General features: G+C 61.1%; 15 protein-coding genes. 6 read left to right on the top strand and 9 right to left on the bottom strand.

What is annotated here, in order from left to right:
- Positions 1-156: 156 nt before the first annotated feature.
- The 4 genes from lapD to KGB20_RS22120 all read right to left on the bottom strand — a co-directional run bounded on the left by lapD (position 157) and on the right by KGB20_RS22120 (position 4083).
- Positions 157-2103, bottom strand: coding sequence for a cyclic di-GMP receptor LapD (gene lapD, locus KGB20_RS22135; RefSeq protein WP_154860779.1), 1947 nt, complete (start codon positions 2101-2103; stop codon positions 157-159).
- Positions 2104-2125: 22 nt separating this feature from the next.
- Complete coding sequence (lapG, locus tag KGB20_RS22130; RefSeq protein WP_150813387.1) at positions 2126-2833, bottom strand: cysteine protease LapG; 708 nt, start codon at positions 2831-2833, stop codon at positions 2126-2128.
- 256 nt (positions 2834-3089) lie between these two features.
- On the bottom strand, positions 3090-3485 hold the full coding sequence (locus KGB20_RS22125; RefSeq protein WP_057715950.1) for a YbaN family protein: 396 nt from the start codon (positions 3483-3485) through the stop codon (positions 3090-3092).
- A gap of 10 nt (positions 3486-3495) precedes the next feature.
- On the bottom strand, positions 3496-4083 hold the full coding sequence (locus KGB20_RS22120; protein ID WP_057715949.1) for a YecA family protein: 588 nt from the start codon (positions 4081-4083) through the stop codon (positions 3496-3498).
- A 427-nt stretch (positions 4084-4510) separates the two neighbouring features.
- Here KGB20_RS22120 and recQ point away from each other — a divergent pair, with 427 nt between their 5' ends.
- The 4 genes from recQ (at position 4511) to KGB20_RS22100 (ending at position 8887) form a co-directional block, all read left to right on the top strand.
- The gene (gene recQ / locus KGB20_RS22115) at positions 4511-6637 is read left to right on the top strand and encodes a DNA helicase RecQ (protein WP_057715948.1); all 2127 of its coding nucleotides are present in this window, start codon (positions 4511-4513) and stop codon (positions 6635-6637) included.
- Positions 6638-6756: 119 nt separating this feature from the next.
- Positions 6757-7191, top strand: coding sequence for a MarR family transcriptional regulator (locus KGB20_RS22110; protein WP_007984163.1), 435 nt, complete (start codon positions 6757-6759; stop codon positions 7189-7191).
- A gap of 127 nt (positions 7192-7318) precedes the next feature.
- A complete protein-coding gene (locus KGB20_RS22105) occupies positions 7319-8566 on the top strand; it encodes a FimV family protein (protein ID WP_154947156.1) in 1248 nt (415 codons plus the stop codon).
- Between the two features lie 33 nt (positions 8567-8599).
- On the top strand, positions 8600-8887 hold the full coding sequence (locus KGB20_RS22100; RefSeq protein ID WP_056721456.1) for a SelT/SelW/SelH family protein: 288 nt from the start codon (positions 8600-8602) through the stop codon (positions 8885-8887).
- On the opposite strand, the gene KGB20_RS22095 is transcribed toward KGB20_RS22100, so the two are convergent.
- Together KGB20_RS22095 and KGB20_RS22090 are read right to left on the bottom strand one after the other, a co-directional pair.
- On the bottom strand, positions 8881-9774 hold the full coding sequence (locus tag KGB20_RS22095) for a DMT family transporter (RefSeq protein ID WP_154947157.1): 894 nt from the start codon (positions 9772-9774) through the stop codon (positions 8881-8883). The two genes, KGB20_RS22100 and KGB20_RS22095, sit on opposite strands and share 7 nt — an antisense overlap.
- Before the next feature lie 77 nt (positions 9775-9851).
- Entirely contained in the window at positions 9852-10610 is a 759-nt protein-coding gene (locus KGB20_RS22090) for a helix-turn-helix transcriptional regulator (protein WP_057715944.1), read from the bottom strand.
- A gap of 134 nt (positions 10611-10744) precedes the next feature.
- Here KGB20_RS22090 and KGB20_RS22085 point away from each other — a divergent pair, with 134 nt between their 5' ends.
- Positions 10745-11560, top strand: coding sequence for a UDP-2,3-diacylglucosamine diphosphatase (locus KGB20_RS22085; RefSeq protein ID WP_150813391.1), 816 nt, complete (start codon positions 10745-10747; stop codon positions 11558-11560).
- Positions 11561-11707: 147 nt separating this feature from the next.
- Here KGB20_RS22085 and KGB20_RS22080 read toward each other — a convergent pair whose 3' ends face one another.
- Both KGB20_RS22080 and KGB20_RS22075 read right to left on the bottom strand, forming a co-directional pair.
- A complete protein-coding gene (locus KGB20_RS22080; RefSeq protein ID WP_154947158.1) occupies positions 11708-12298 on the bottom strand; it encodes an HD domain-containing protein in 591 nt (196 codons plus the stop codon).
- 27 nt (positions 12299-12325) lie between these two features.
- Positions 12326-12637, bottom strand: coding sequence for a DUF962 domain-containing protein (locus KGB20_RS22075; RefSeq protein ID WP_008051185.1), 312 nt, complete (start codon positions 12635-12637; stop codon positions 12326-12328).
- Between the two features lie 159 nt (positions 12638-12796).
- Between KGB20_RS22075 and KGB20_RS22070 the strand changes: the two genes are divergently transcribed.
- A complete protein-coding gene (locus KGB20_RS22070) occupies positions 12797-13858 on the top strand; it encodes an AraC family transcriptional regulator (protein ID WP_223533002.1) in 1062 nt (353 codons plus the stop codon).
- Here the strand turns inward: KGB20_RS22070 and KGB20_RS22065 are convergent.
- Positions 13815-15269, bottom strand: coding sequence for a TrkH family potassium uptake protein (locus KGB20_RS22065; protein WP_102669776.1), 1455 nt, complete (start codon positions 15267-15269; stop codon positions 13815-13817). The two genes, KGB20_RS22070 and KGB20_RS22065, sit on opposite strands and share 44 nt — an antisense overlap.
- Positions 15270-15305 lie beyond the last annotated feature (36 nt).

Raw genomic sequence — 15305 nt, 5'->3', positions numbered from 1 at the left:
CGGGTGGGCATGACACGGGGACCATTATCAACGGCATGCTCAACGATCATTCGTTGAAGGTGGATACCGTGTGACCTGAAAACCCGCTAAAGAACCCGCCATCCCTGTGAAGGGGAGGCGGGTTCTTTGTTGCCCGGGACAATGGTCGATGCCCGGTCAGTGGTTAGAAAACCTGGGCGCCCCGATCAATCGACCCATGGCCCCGAATATTCCCAACTCCCTGATTACCTCCAGTTCCCCACGCGTCTCGACCATTTCCGCAATCAGCGGCAAATCTATGCTGTGGGTTGCGCGAAAGATCGCGTCGATGAACAGTCGTTTGTCAGGCTGCTCGTCGATGTTGCGAATGTAGGCTCCATCGATTTTCAGGTACGCCAAGCCCAATTGGGTCAGGTTGCCGATCTGGCTGAAGCGCCCGCCAAAGTGTTGCAGGCCGACTCGATAACCGGTCTTGAGCAATGTGCTGCAAAGGTTCTGCAGCACTTCGGGGGAGGGCAACTGGCGTTCGTCGATTTCCAGGGTCAACAGCGGCGCCAGTTCGGGAAGGGATTCGAGCAGGTCGAGAATTGTTCTCCATTGCACCGGGTCGCGCAGGGTGCTCCCGGACAGGCTCAATGCCAAGGGGCTGCGGTTGACCACCAGCTCGTCCAGCGTGGCTTCGAGCATCGCCAGGTCGAACCGTCCCGACCAGCCGAGACGCTCGATCCACGGCAGGAAATGCCCCGCGGCAATCGCTTCGCCCTGCGGGTCGAGCAGGCGTGCGAGTACTTTGTGATGCAGCATCTGGCGGGTGTCGGCGCATTGCACGACGGGCTGAAAGTACAGCAGCACTTTGCCATGGGTCAGGGCGTCGTCGATCCAGGTGCGCCAGTCGTGCTGGGAGTGATTGGGTGCGGTGTCACGATGGCTCAAATGAACCCAGGGGCGTTCGGGATGCTGCCGGGACTCCGTCAGCGCCTGATCAAGGCGCAGGAGAACGGTGCTGATCGGCTCACCGGGGCGGTAGGCGACAACGCCCAGATGGGCGACCGGCATGCAATCGCTGGCGCCGGTCAGGCGCAGGTTCTCCAGGCTGACGCTGACATCGGCGGCCAGGCGCGCGGCACTTTCAGCATCCAGACCCGGTGTCAGCAGGCTGAATTCACCGCCACGATTGCGCGCCGCCAGCCAGGTTCGACGCTCCGGCAATTGAGTCAGGCGCTTGAGCAATTCGCCGACGGCAGTGATCAGCGCATCAGTCCGTTGGCCACCCAGGCGCTGGTTGAGGCCGTTCAGGTCGTTGATTCGCAACATCAGCAAATGGCCGTCACGGCTCTGTTCGCACACGCGTAAATGGTCGGCCAGTTGCTCGTCGAGCAGGCGTCGGTTGGCCAGGCCGGTGAGGCTGTCCAGATAGGATTCGGCCCGCAGTTTTTCGCTGCGTGCAGCCTCCTCGACGAACAGCGCCTTGAGCTTCTCGACCATCTGGTTCATCGCCAGCACGACCCGTTTCAATTCCGGTGTGCGCGGCAGTTTCGGCAGACTGAGAAATTCGCGTTTGCTGATGGCCTCGGCTTGTCGGACCATGCTGTCGAGTGGGCGAAACTGCCGGCGCAGCATCCATCCTCCAATCACGGCGCTGAACAGCCCGCACAACAGCAGCCAGATCAGGCTGCCAAGGGTGCTTTCCCAGAGCTTGGCCAGGGCGAATTGCGGATTGCTCAGCACTTCGACCCGTGCCAGTTGTTCCCAGCCGCGCATGATCAGGGCATCGCCGCCCTCCGGGCGCAGGTCGACCAGGTTGACGAACCAGTCAGGCACACCGCCGATTTTTGTCGGTGCGGTGCGTTCCACCAGGGTTTGCTGATCCTTGAGCCTGATGACGCGGATGCTGCTGAAATAGCCGCTGTCGAAAATCGAACTGACCATCAGTTCCATCATTGCCGGGTCATCGACCTGTGCCGTCAGCGACAGCCCCAGCGCGGTGGCCGCGTCCTGGGCGTGGGCGCGCAGTTGGCTGAGCGTTTGTTCGCGGGAGCTTTCCAGGCTGGCAAAAAAACTGCCACTGAACGCCACCAGCAGGAACAGGCAGATTGCCAGGAACAACTGTTTTCGCAGTGTCATGCTTCGCTCCTTGCCAAGGCGGTTAGCCGTCGCCGATGTCGAACCCTTCGGCCTGCATCTTTTTCAACACGTCCTGCCAGCGCGACAGCTTTTTCGAGTCGCTGCTGCGCTGACCGCCGTTTTTGCCCGGCAGGTACAGGCCTTCGGCATTGAAGGCGTACACCGGCAGCAAGTCTTTGCGTTGGGAGGCGGGGCGGATATCGCCGATCAGGTTGTCCAGCACCAGTGGTTCGCTCGTGGGGGTGCTGTAGAACGTCAACACCATGTGCGCCTGGTTCTGGCTCAAGGCCTTGACGTAGGTGATTCGCAGTTTTTCGCTGGGAATACCAAGCCGGCGCAGGCTGAAATACTTCGCCAGAGCATAGTCCTCGCAATCGGCGGCGCCCTTGATCAGGGCTTCGACGGGCGTGGCCCAGTAATCGGTCTGTTGCCAGATGCGCGTGTCGTCCTGGAAGTTCAGCTGTTGATCGAAGAAGCGGTTCACCGCGTTGAGCTGCTCGCGTTCGGGGGCGCCGCGTGCACTTTGCAGCATTTGACTCCAGGCCTCGATCCGACCTCGCGCCGGTCCAAGGGGGCCGTAGCGTTTTTCAACGGTTTGCAGGATCTGCGCAAAATCCCAGTCGGCCCGGACCCCGTTACATACAGTCAGTACCAAACCAGCCAGCAGCAACCAGCCGCCGAGCCGAAGTCGGAGCGTTGGCCGTCCTGGACTACGCAGACTGCGGGCCATGTCTGGCTGCTCGAGTGTAGGTTTGTGAAGTTTAGGTGGAGTTTTGGGCGCGGTAGGTCACGTCGTCGGCCGAAGGACGCTCACTGAGTTTTTTGTGGCGAGGAGGCTTGTCGGAACGCCGCACCGCCCCGTTCGGTGGCGAAGCCGCCGTGAACCTGTGAGCGCGATCTATCTGGTGATCTGCGGTGAATGGCTTTAGGGCTGCTGCGCAACCCAACGGGGGCAAGCCCCCTCGCCACAATGGTCGCGGGAAATTTCAGGATTTGCGCAGGGTTTTCTGCTTGAGGATGTAAATCGTCACCAGCACCGCACTAGTCAGCATGAAGCACCGTGCCCAGTACAGCGGCACCAGGTAGCAGGAGAACAGGATACTCGGCCACATCAGGCCAATGGCGTAGACCTTGCCCTTGAGCGGAATGCCGTTGCCGTTGAGGTAATCGCGAATCCACGGGCCAAGCCGTGGATGCTCGACCAGCCATTGATAAAAGCGCGGCGAACTGCGGGCGAAGCAGGCGGCCGCCAGCAGCAGGAAAGGGGTGGTGGGCAATACCGGCAGGAAAATCCCGATCACCCCCAGCGCCACGCTCAGCCAGCCGATGGCCAGCAGCACGTAGCGCAACATCAGGGGGCGGTTGCCTATGGGGTTGTCCATAGGCAGAACCTTAGTGGTGGCGGGGCTTGAGAATCGCCGGTTTTTCGTCTGGCGCGTTGCACAGCAGGTACAGCGCGGTCAGGGCTTCCGGGATCTGTACGATCATGTCGTCCATCAGGTTGGCATCTTTGGCGATGTCTTCGAACTCCGGCTGCTCGTCGAACAGGCCCGAACCGACCATGATCGGCAGCAGCATTTCGCTGACTTCGTCTTCGGCGCTTTCGAACCAGGCCGCTTCGCGCAGGAATACGCCTTCCATGAAGCCGATGCACCAGCCGCGCAGGTCGGAATCGTCCGGCTCGTCGCCCAGGTCCAGGTCGCATGGCAGTTCGAATTCTTCATCGGAGGCCAGCTGGCGAGCGATGTGGGCCTTGAGGCCGATCAGGGTGGCTTCGATCTCTTCGCGCTGGGCTTCGCTGCTGTAATGCGGCTCCTCGGCGAAAAGTGCATCGATCCACTCACGATCAGGAACGACTTCGGAACAGATCGACAGCGCGGTGAGGTAGCCGTGGGCGGCCACGTAGTCCAGCGCCTCGTCATGCAGTTCATCAGCGTCGAGGAAGACTTGCAGGCGGGTTAGTTGCTCAGCGAAGGACATTAAAGGACTACCTTGGGGAATGTTCGATGCGGGAATTCTAGGCCTTCTTGAGCACTTGGGCCAGCCGCACGGCATATTTGCCCGTTTGTGGGAGCTGCCCCCTTGCAGTTCGGTCAAGCACTACCCCTGTGGGAGCGAGCTTGCTCGCGATAGCGATGGTTCAGGCGAAATCAATGTTGACTGTGATGGCCTCATCGCGAGCAAGCTCGCTCCCACAGTTTTTTATGTACATCGGGTTTGCCGGTGTCTTATCAGCGGTGCCCTTTGCCGGGCGGGGCTCGGGTATACTCGCGCGTTTTGTGATGCCCTGCTGGCGTCACGGCTGAAATGTGAAGCGTCATGCAATGCGCACTTACGATTTATCGGTGCAGCGTCGCGGGTTCTGAACCAGCCTTGCAGGGATGTTTCGGTGATTTTTGGAGTTTTTATGCTCGAACAGGCTCAACGCGTCCTCAAGGACATCTTCGGCTACGACAGTTTCCGTGGCCGCCAGGGTGCAATCATTGAGCGCGTGGCCAGCGGCGGCGATGCCCTGGTCCTGATGCCTACCGGCGGCGGCAAGTCCCTGTGCTTCCAGGTTCCGGCGCTGTTACGCGAAGGCCTGGCCGTGGTGGTCTCGCCGCTGATCGCACTGATGGACGATCAGGTCGCTACCCTCGAAGAACTGGGCGTGGCCGCCGCCGCGTTGAACTCCACCCTCAGTGCCGAGCAGCAACGCGACCTCGCCGCCCGTATCCGCCGCGGTGAAGTGAAAATGCTCTATCTGGCGCCAGAGCGCCTGGTCCAGCCGCGTATGTTGTCCTTCCTGCAGGGCCTGGACATCTCCCTGTTCGCCATCGACGAAGCGCACTGCGTGTCGCAATGGGGCCACGATTTCCGCCCGGAATACCTGCAACTGGGCCAGTTGGCGGAAATGTTCCCCGACGTGCCGCGCATTGCCCTGACCGCCACGGCCGACAAGCGCACCCGGGAAGAAATCGTCACCCGGCTGCACCTGCAAGACGCCGAGCGCTTCCTGTCGAGCTTCGACCGGCCGAACATCTTTTATCGCATCGTGCCCAAGGAACAGCCGCGCAAGCAGTTGCTGGCGTTCCTCGCCGAGCGCCGTAGCGATGCGGGCATCGTGTATTGCCTGTCGCGCAAGAAAGTCGAGGAAGTCGCCGCGTTCCTCAGCGAGCAAGGCTTCCCGGCGTTGCCGTACCACGCCGGGCTACCCAATGATCTGCGGGCCTACCATCAGAAGCGCTTCCTCAATGAGGAAGGCCTGATCATGGTCGCGACGGTGGCGTTCGGCATGGGCATCGACAAGCCCAACGTGCGTTTTGTCGCGCACCTCGATTTGCCGAAATCCCTTGAGGCCTATTACCAGGAAACCGGTCGTGGTGGCCGTGACGGTCTGCCGGCGGATGCCTGGATGGCCTACGGCCTGCAAGACGTGGTGATGCTCAAGCAGATGCTGCAGAACTCCGAAGGCGACGAACGCCACAAGCGCCTGGAGCAGCACAAGCTAGACGCCATGCTCTCGCTCTGTGAAGAAACCCGCTGCCGTCGGCAAACGCTGCTGGCCTACTTCGACGAAGACATGCCCGAGCCCTGCGGTCATTGCGACAACTGCGTCGACGGCGTGCAGACCTGGGATGCCACGGAGCCGGCGCGTCAGGCGCTGTCGGCGATCTACCGCACCGGTCAGCGCTACGGCGTCGGGCACCTGGTGGATGTATTGCTGGGCAAGGACAACGAGAAGGTCCGCAGCTTCGGCCATCAGCACCTGTCGGTGTATGGTGTTGGCAAGACGATGGCGGAGGGCGAATGGCGCTCGTTGTTCCGCCAACTGGTGGCCCGTGGTCTGGCGGACATCGACCTCGAAGGCTACGGTGGCCTGCGCCTGAGCGACAGCTGCCGGCCGCTGCTCAAGGGTGAAGTGACCCTGGAACTGCGCCGTGATCTCAAGGCGCAAACCGTGGCGAAAAGCAGCAAGAGCCAGGCGAGCCAGCTGGTCCGTGGCGAGGAGCGCGAACAATGGGAAGCCTTGCGCGCCCTGCGTCGCAAGCTCGCCGAAGAACATGGCGTGCCGCCGTATGTCATCTTCCCCGACTCGACCTTGCTGGAGATGCTGCGCAGCCAGCCGACCTCGCTGGCGGAAATGGCCACGGTCAGCGGCGTTGGCGCGCGCAAGCTGGAGCGTTACGGCGAGGCCTTCCTCGAAGTGCTCGGCGGCCAGGTCGAGGCGCCGAAACCGGTGGCCGACGTACGTCACGAACTGATCACGCTGGCGCGGGCCGGGATGACGCCGGTGCAGATCGCCGGTCAATTGCAGTGCTCGGAAAAGAATGTCTACACCATGCTGGCCGAAGCGATCGGCAAGCAGCAGTTGTCGTTGGAGCAGGCGCTGGATCTGCCTGAAGACCTGATGGGTGAAGTCCAGGACGCCTTCCTCGACGGCGAAGGCGAGTTGCCGCCGGTTTCCGAGATCGCCGCGCTGTTCGCGGGCCGGGTGCCGGAAGGGGTGTTGTACTGCGTTCGCGCTGCCTTGCAGTCGGAGTTCGAGATTTGAGACATCCGTAGTGCTGATGTAACGATTCACTACAGATCAAGCCTTGCCTCAAGTCGAGGCTCATGCTTAGCTGACTAATAATTAGTTTTTATTTATTTCAGTCTAATCATGAGTGTTTTATGCCGTTAACCGATCAACACCGCTTTGGCATGCAATTGGCCCAGATGTCCCGTGGCTGGCGTGCCGAACTGGACCGCCGACTGGCGGGCATGGGCTTGTCCCAGGCACGCTGGCTGGTGCTGCTGCACCTGGCCCGTTTCGAAGAAGCACCGACCCAGCGTGAGCTGGCACAAAGCGTCGGCGTCGAAGGTCCGACCCTGGCCCGTTTACTCGACAGCCTGGAAAGCCAGGGCCTGGTGCAACGCCAGGCAGTGCTGGAAGACCGTCGGGCGAAGAAAATCGTGCTCTGCGCGCCAGCGCGTCCCTTGATCGAACAAATTGAAACCATTGCCACGCAACTGCGTCACGAACTGTTCGAAGGCGTCGATGAGGCGGATTTGAAGGTGTGCATGCGGGTTCACGGGCACATCCTGGGCAACCTTGAAAAGTCTTGAGGCATAACCGAACGCCAGGTTTTTGAGAGACCGCATTGGACAGACTATAAGAACTACTCGGCAATATCGTGTTCGTAACGGATGTACGAACCCGTGCGGATGGTTTCTGTAGATCTCAAGGATGCTCATGCTCAAGTGTTGGCGATTGGTTTTACGCGGTGGTTCTCAGTGGTTGCTGGCCGGGGCCGCGGTCACTTATTCGGCATGGGCACCTGCGCTGGGCCTGGGTGAAATCACCCTGCATTCGGCGCTGAATCAACCGCTGCGTGCCGATATCGCACTGGTGGATGCTGCTGGCCTGGAGGAAAACCAGCTGTCGGTGAGCCTGGCAACGGCAGACGAGTTCAGCCGTGCCGGGGTCGACCGGGCGTTTTTCCTCAGCAACCTGAAGTTCACCCCGGTGTTGCGCGGTAATCGCAGCGTGATACAGGTGACCTCCAACAAACCGGTGAGTGAGCCGTTCCTGAATTTCCTCGTGCAGCTCAATCAGCCTAATGGGCGATTGCTGCGTGAGTACACGTTACTGATCGATCCGCCGGGTGCGCCTGGGGTTGATCCCGCCGCTGATGAAGCGGCATCCGGTTCCCCGGCGTCCGCATTCCCCCGTGTGAAACCGGTCGTGGCGCCGTCACCCGTGGCCAGGACGACACCGGAAACGGACGTCGCAGTGGTTGATCCCGCTGTCGAACAACTGGCCGCCAGCGCCCTGCAAAACCACCAGTTGCAAACCACTGTCGATGAGCTCAACGCGAAGCTTCAAGGCCAGGATGAGCTGATCGCCGGCCAGAAAAAATATTTGGCTGAACTGCAAACCCAACTCGCGGAGCTCAAGAAGGTAAAGGCCCAACCCGTTGCTTCCGACGTGGCGACGCCAGCCCCTGTTATTGCTGAAACTCCCGGGATTGGCTGGCTGCCGATTGCCGGTTTGTCGGCGCTGATAGCGTTGCTGGCGCTGGGCTGGTTTGTTCGCCGCCAGCAGCATCAAGCCACAGCGTCAGAGGCGCTGCCGTCGCAGCATGAACCGCTGGCTGAGCTCTTTACCGAGCCAGTGATGTGGCCCTCCGTCATGCAACCATCCACTGGGCATCGCGACGGGGTGCCGGCCAACGACGAGCTTGAACGGGTCGATAGCCATCATTCCGTCCCGGTTGCTGTTGCCATGGCGGTGGTTCCGGGTTTGGCGATATCCGGCGAATCCGCTACTGACGATGAGTACCGGCTCAACCTGGAGGAGCTGTCCATGGCGTCGAGTTGGGACGTGATCAGTCTGACCGAGAACCCGCAGCCGGCGGCTCTGGCCATGATCGAGCCTGAGTTCGAGTTGGAGATGCAACCCGTTGCGCCGTCTCGACAGCCTCCGGTCGGGCTATCATAGCGGCGTCGTCAAACTCTGGAGTCAGGTCCCATCATGACCGTCAGCAAACCGGAAATCATCATCACCTACTGCACGCAATGCCAATGGCTGTTGCGTGCGGCCTGGCTGGCCCAGGAACTGCTCAGCACCTTTGGTGATGACCTGGGCAAAGTCTCCCTGGTGCCGGGCACCGGCGGGGTCTTTCATATCTACTGTGACGCTGTGCAGATCTGGGAGCGCAAGGCGGACGGTGGCTTCCCCGAGGCCAAAGTGCTCAAGCAGCGGGTCCGCGACCAGATCGACCCGGACCGCGACCTGGGGCACAACGACCGCACTCAGTGAGACGCGGCCTCGGCTGCAATGGCTTTCTTGCTTGTGCCACTTGAGAACCGGCTGGAGACCACAATCGCCACAATGATCAGCGCACCCCCCAGCAACATGCGCAGGGTCGGGTTTTCGTTGAACAGCAGCCAGGCGACGGTGATGCCGTAGACCGGCTCCAGGGCGAACACCACGGCGGCAGTGCGTGCCTTGATCACCGCGAGGCTGGCGACGAACAGGCTGTGGGCGACACCGGTACAGAACACACCGAGCAGGCCGATCCACAGCCAGTCGATGGCGCGCACTTCGCTCAATTGAGGCGCCGCCACCGGCAACAGGCACAGGGCAACCACCACGTTCTGGCACAGTGCCGCCTGTACCGGCGGAACTCGCCCGGAGCTGGCACGGTTGGTCAGTGACAGCAGGGCGAACAACAATCCGGAACCCACTGCCCACAGCAGGCCGGTGGTGGCGCCGCTGGCGAGGTCAAAATCGGGCGTGACCAGCACCAGGCCGACACTCACCAGCAGCACCAGCACGATCTCATTGGCGCGGATGCGCTCGCGGAAGATCAACCCTTCGAGGATCACGGTAAAGGCCGGGAAACTGGCGAAACCGAGCGTCGCAATCGCCACGCCTGCGACTTTCACCGCAATGAAGAAGCTCACCCAGTGACCGGCCAGCAACAAGCCGCTGAGCAACAGCCGACGCCAGTCCATGGCCTCGAGTTTCTGCCAGCGCGTCTGGCTGGCGAACCGTGCAAAAAACGCCAGCGCGAGCACGGCGAAAGCGGCACGGCCGAAAACGATGATCGCCGGGGACGCAGCGGCCAGTTTGCCGAACACACCGGTCAGGCCGAACATCAATGCGCCTATATGCAAGGCGCCAAGGGCGGTACGGGGAGTCATTGCAATCCTTAACGACAAACGAACAGAGGCCTCATTGAAGCGCGTAATGGCCCATCAAGTCTGTCGGCAAACTCGCGTTATTTGTCGCCAGCCTCGCGCCGCAGTTTTCCGGGGGATGCCCCGAACTCGCGCAGCACCGCTGCCGCGAAGGCACTCTGGGAGCTGTAGCCGACGCGGCTGGCAATCTCGCCGATGGGCAACGCCGAATTGCGCAGCAAGCCCACCGCGATGTGCAGGCGTCGGCTGCGGATGTAGTCCATCGGCGTCTGCCCGCATTCGGCCACGAACCGCGCATGCAAACGGGCACTGGAAAGACCGGCGACCCGGGCCAGGTCGGCCACTTGCAACGGGTACGCCGCGTACTGATCGATGTGTGCGTTCAGCGCCGCGTAGGGCAGGCGCCGACCGCCGACGGCCTCGGGCCTGGCGTTGTTGAGACTGGCCAGCAAAAGCACCGCGCCTTGTTGAGCGATCAGCGGATCATCGACCGGACTGTTCGCCAGCCAACTGACCAATTGGCTTTGCCCGGCGTCCAGGGGCAGGCGCCCGGCGTTGTCCAGCAGGCGTCGGCTGGACTCGGCGTGATCGCCCAACGACTGGGCAACCCATTGTTCGCTGGGGACATCCAGCACCAGGCAGCGGCTGCCATTGGTGCTGCCACACGCGTGATGCGCTCCGGAGGGCACCACCACGAAACTCTGCTGGACCACCTGGCTGCCACGGCCGTCGACCTCGAAATCCAGGGCGCCCGAGAGCCCGAACACCAGTTGCGCGTGTTCGTGGCTATGGACGATCAGGTCGTGGCTGTATTGGCGAAGCGTGAGGATCGGTCTCATCGCGGGTCTCCCGGTTCAGGGTGTCAGTCTACACCGAGCGGGCCGACAAGCGCTGTCACAGGACTGACTTGACGCTGTCATGGACCATTAACCGGGCCGGGGCAGACTTGGCAAAACTTGTCAGAGGGTTGCCCATGACCAGCGCCGAGCTCGCCAAACCCACCCGTAAGCAACGCGTACGGACTTTATGGATTTCCGACGTGCATTTGGGCACCCGGGATTGCCAGGCTGAACACTTGTCGCAGTTTCTCAAGAGCTACCACGCAGACAAGATCTACCTGGTCGGCGACATCATCGACGGCTGGAAACTGCGCGGCGGCATGTATTGGCCACAAGCGCATACCAACGTGATCCGGCGCCTGTTGACCATGAGCAAGCGTGGCACCGAGGTGATCTACGTCACCGGCAACCACGACGAATTCCTGCGCCGCTATTCGAAGCTGATCCTGGGCAACATCCAGTTGGTCGACGAAGCCGTGCACGTCACCGCCGACGGCCGGCACCTGCTGGTGATACACGGCGACCAGTTCGATGTGATCACCCGTTACCATCGCTGGCTGGCGTTTCTCGGTGACTCGGCCTACGAATTCACCCTGACCCTCAACCGCTGGCTCAATCATTGGCGCGCGCGATATGGCTACGGCTACTGGTCGCTGTCGGCCTACCTCAAGCACAAGGTGAAAACCGCGGTCAGCTTCATCAGCGACTTCGAAGAAGCCATCGCCCATGAATGCGTCAAGCGCGAGCTGCACGGAGTGGTGTGCGGGCACATTCACCATGCCGAGATTCGCAAGGTCGGCGAGGTGGACTACCTCAATTGCGGCGACTGGGTGGAATCGTGCACCGCGCTGATCGAGCACTGGGATGGCTCGATCGAGTTGTATCGACTGGCGGATGCCCAGGCGCGCGAGGCACAGATGAAGGCGGCCAGGGTTGCAGAGTTGGCCTGATAATCATTCGCTGTTTGTACTGGCCTCTTCGCGGGCAAGCTCGCTCCCACAGGGTTAACTGGCGGTCACAAGTGCTGCGTTCACCTTCGCCCATTGTGGGAGCGGGCTTGCCCGCGAATGGAGCGCGAAGCGGTTCCGCTGGATCTGTCAGGCTGGCGAGTGTTCTTCCATCGCCGCCTTGTAGATCGAATTCCTGGGGTGCGCAAACAGGCGCTCCATCATTGGCTCGAAAAAGCTCAACGGCAGCGTCTCGTACGCCGGATCAAACGCCGCCGCATCGTATTTGGCGCAGAACTCGACGGTCGCCTGGTACTGCGGATGGTCCTTGAATTGCTCGCGCAAGTGCCGATCCATACCCAAGTGATGGAAGAAATAGTAGCCCTGGAAAATCCCGTGCTTTTCCACCATCCACAAGTTCTCGGCGCTGACGAATGGCTTGAGGATCGCCGCCGCGATGTCCGGGTGATTGTAGGTGCCCAGGGTGTCGCCGATATCGTGGAGCAGGGCGCAGACCACGTACTCCTCGTCGCGACCATCGCGCCAGGCGCGGGTGGCGGTTTGCAGGGAGTGGGTCAGGCGATCCACCGGGAAGCCGCCAAAATCCCCCTCCAGCAACTTCAGGTGCGCCACGATCCTTGTCGGCAATTGTCGCGCGTAGGCACTGAAGTCCGCGGCGATGATCGCCCAGTCTTCCTGTGTGCCGTCCTTCATGTGGGTGAAGCGGGCATTGGCATTCATCGGTAACTCTCTTGTGACGCAAGTCAGCTAGAACGGAACGCGCCCCAGGACCATGTCCCGGTACATGACAAAATCGCCGAGCAGGCTATAGAAGGGGTGTTGGAACGTTGCCGGGCGGTTCTTCTCGAAGAAGAAATGCCCGACCCAGGCAAAGCTGTAGCCTGCCAGTGGCAGGGCCCACAACAGCATCCAGGCTCCGCGACCAATGGTCAGCGTCAGAATCAAGATAACCAGGGTCGTGCCGATAAAGTGTAAACGGCGGCAGGTACTGTTGCTGTGCTCACTGAGGTAGTAAGGATAGAACTCAGCGAAGCTGTTGAATCGTTTGACGTTTTCCACGACAGCGATCTCTGTGGTTATTGTTCTTGCTGCAAGTTGTTCTGCGGGTAGCTTATTTGAGTCTAGAGTGATCAATGGCATCAGCCACTGACAATAGGCGCCACTTTAGTATCCTTCGGTCAATAGCCGTAGCATGCGGCCACCATGTAAGAAAACGCCATGAGCGAACGAACGACTTCTGCAAGCTGGGCGATGGGGATTGTCAAAGCGCTGGAGATGGACGGCCTGGATTGCCGGGCTCTGTTCAAGCAGTTGGGGCTCGACTACGCGGCACTGGATGATCCGGACGCACGCTTCCCCCAAGATTCCATGACCCGGTTGTGGCAACGCGCGGTCGAGCTGTCCGGGAACCCGGCCATCGGCCTGAACATGGGCAAGGTGCTGCGACCGGCGCAGTTTCATGTGGCCGGTTACGCCTTGATGTCCAGCCGGACCCTGGCCGAAGGCTTTCAGCGTCTGGTGCGCTATCAGCGGATCATCGCCGAAAGTGCCGACCTGAGTTTCCAGCTGCTGGAAGAAGGCTACGGGCTGATTCTGACGGTGCATGGCGATCATCTGCCGCCGACCCGGCAAAGCGCCGAAGCTTCAATGGCCTGTGCCTTGGCGCTGTGTGGCTGGTTGACCGGGCGTACGTTGCAACCGCGCAAAGTGTTGTTGCAAGGTACCGAACCGGTCAATCTGGAACCCTATAAACAAGCTTTCCATGCACCGCTGGTGTTCAACGCACCTTACGATGCGCTGATTTTCGAACCCGCCGATATGGAAGCGCCGCTGCCGACGGCCAACGAGGCCATGGCGTTGCTGCATGACCGCTTTGCCGGCGAGTACCTGGCGCGTTTTTCCGAAAGCCGCGTGACCCAAAAGGCGCGGCAGGTGTTGTGCCGCCTGTTGCCCCAAGGCGAACCCAAGCGCGATACCGTGGCACAGACGCTGCATCTGTCCCAGCGCACCTTGCAGCGGCGCTTGCAGGAAGAGGGTACGAGTTTTCAGGCGCTGCTGGACGATACCCGGCGCGAACTGGCCGAACAGTACCTGGCACGACCGAACATGACCTTGCTGGAAATTGCCTACTTGCTGGGGTTTGCCGATCCGAGCAACTTCTTCCGTGCTTTCCGGCGCTGGTTCGATGCCACACCCGGCGAGTACCGGATGCGGCTGATGCAAGCACCTGATGCGGTCAATGACGCCAAAATGCCGGAATACACAGCACAAACACCGTAATGATCTCCAACCGGCCCAGCAGCATGCCGAACGAGAGAATCCACTTGGCGGCATCCGGCAGGGTGGCGAAGTTGCCCGCCGGGCCGATGGTTTCGCCGAGCCCCGGGCCGACACCGGACACGGTACTGGCCGCGCCGGTGAGGGCGGTCATCCAGTCCACGCCGAGCAGCGACAGCAGCAGCGCGATCACACAGATGGTGATTGCAAAGAAGAACGAAAAGGTCAGGATCGACCGCACGATTTCTTCGTCGAGGCGGTGACCGTTGTACTTCTGCTTGATCACCGCCCGCGGGTGAATCAGCTGGTTAAGGTTGGCCTTGAGCAGGATATAGGCCACCTGGAAGCGGAAAATCTTGATCCCGCCCGCGGTCGAGCCGGAACAACCGCCGATAAACCCCAGGTAGAAGAACAGCATCAGCGAGAAATTGCCCCAGAGGCTGTAGTCCCCCAGCGCGAAACCGGTCGTCGTCACCACCGATGTCACGTTCAGCGCCACATGCCGCAACGCCTCCAGCCAATGCAGCTGGGTAGTCCACCAATACCAGGTGCCGAGCACCAGCCAGGTCACCAGCAGCATGCCGAGCAGGCCTTGAACCTGTTCGTCCTTGATCAGCGCCCGACGGTTTCCACGCAACGTGGCCACATACAGGGTGAACGGCAGGGCACCGAGAATCATGATGACGATCGCTACCCAATGCACCGCCGGTTGCGGCCACTTGGCCAAAGACTGGTCGGAGGTCGAGAAGCCGCCGGTGGAAATGGCCGACATCGCATGGTTGATGGCGTCGAACGGGCTCATCCCGGCCCACCAGAACGCCAGGCTGCCGACAATGGTAATGCCGACGTAGGCCGCCACGATCAGCCGCGCCACCATGTGTGAGCGGGGCATGACCTTTTCCGAGCGGTCCGACGATTCGGTCTGGAACAGCCGCATGCCGCCGATGCGCAACAGCGGCAGGATCGCCACCGCCATGCCGATGAAGCCGATGCCGCCGATCCAGTGCAGCAACGAGCGCCACATCAGGATGCCGGGGGACATGTTGTCCAGGCCGTTGAGCACGGTTGCGCCAGTGGCGGTGATGCCGGACATGCTTTCGAAGAATGAATCGGTGTAGCTGATGTGCTGGGTCAGCAGGAATGGCAGCGCGGCGAAGATGCACACCACCAGCCAACTGCTGACGGTCAGCAGGTACATGTCCCGGGGGCGCAGGTGAATATGTTCGGGGCGCCCTGGAATCACCAGCGCCAAACCGGCGACAAAGGTGATCATGCTGGCCCAGAGGAACGATGGCAGATCGCTGGTGCGCTCGAAAATGACCAGTGTGGCCATGGGCACGACCATGGAGATCGCCAGCGTGATCAGGAAGATGCCGATGATGAAACCAATGATCCGTAAGGTCGGCAACGCCATGAGGTCCGCTCGGCTGATAGTGGAAAGGGCGCCATT

This window comes from Pseudomonas sp. BF-R-30, assembly GCF_019956175.1.
Lineage (GTDB): Bacteria > Pseudomonadota > Gammaproteobacteria > Pseudomonadales > Pseudomonadaceae > Aquipseudomonas > Aquipseudomonas jessenii.
This window is presented reverse-complemented; position numbering and strand designations above follow the sequence as displayed.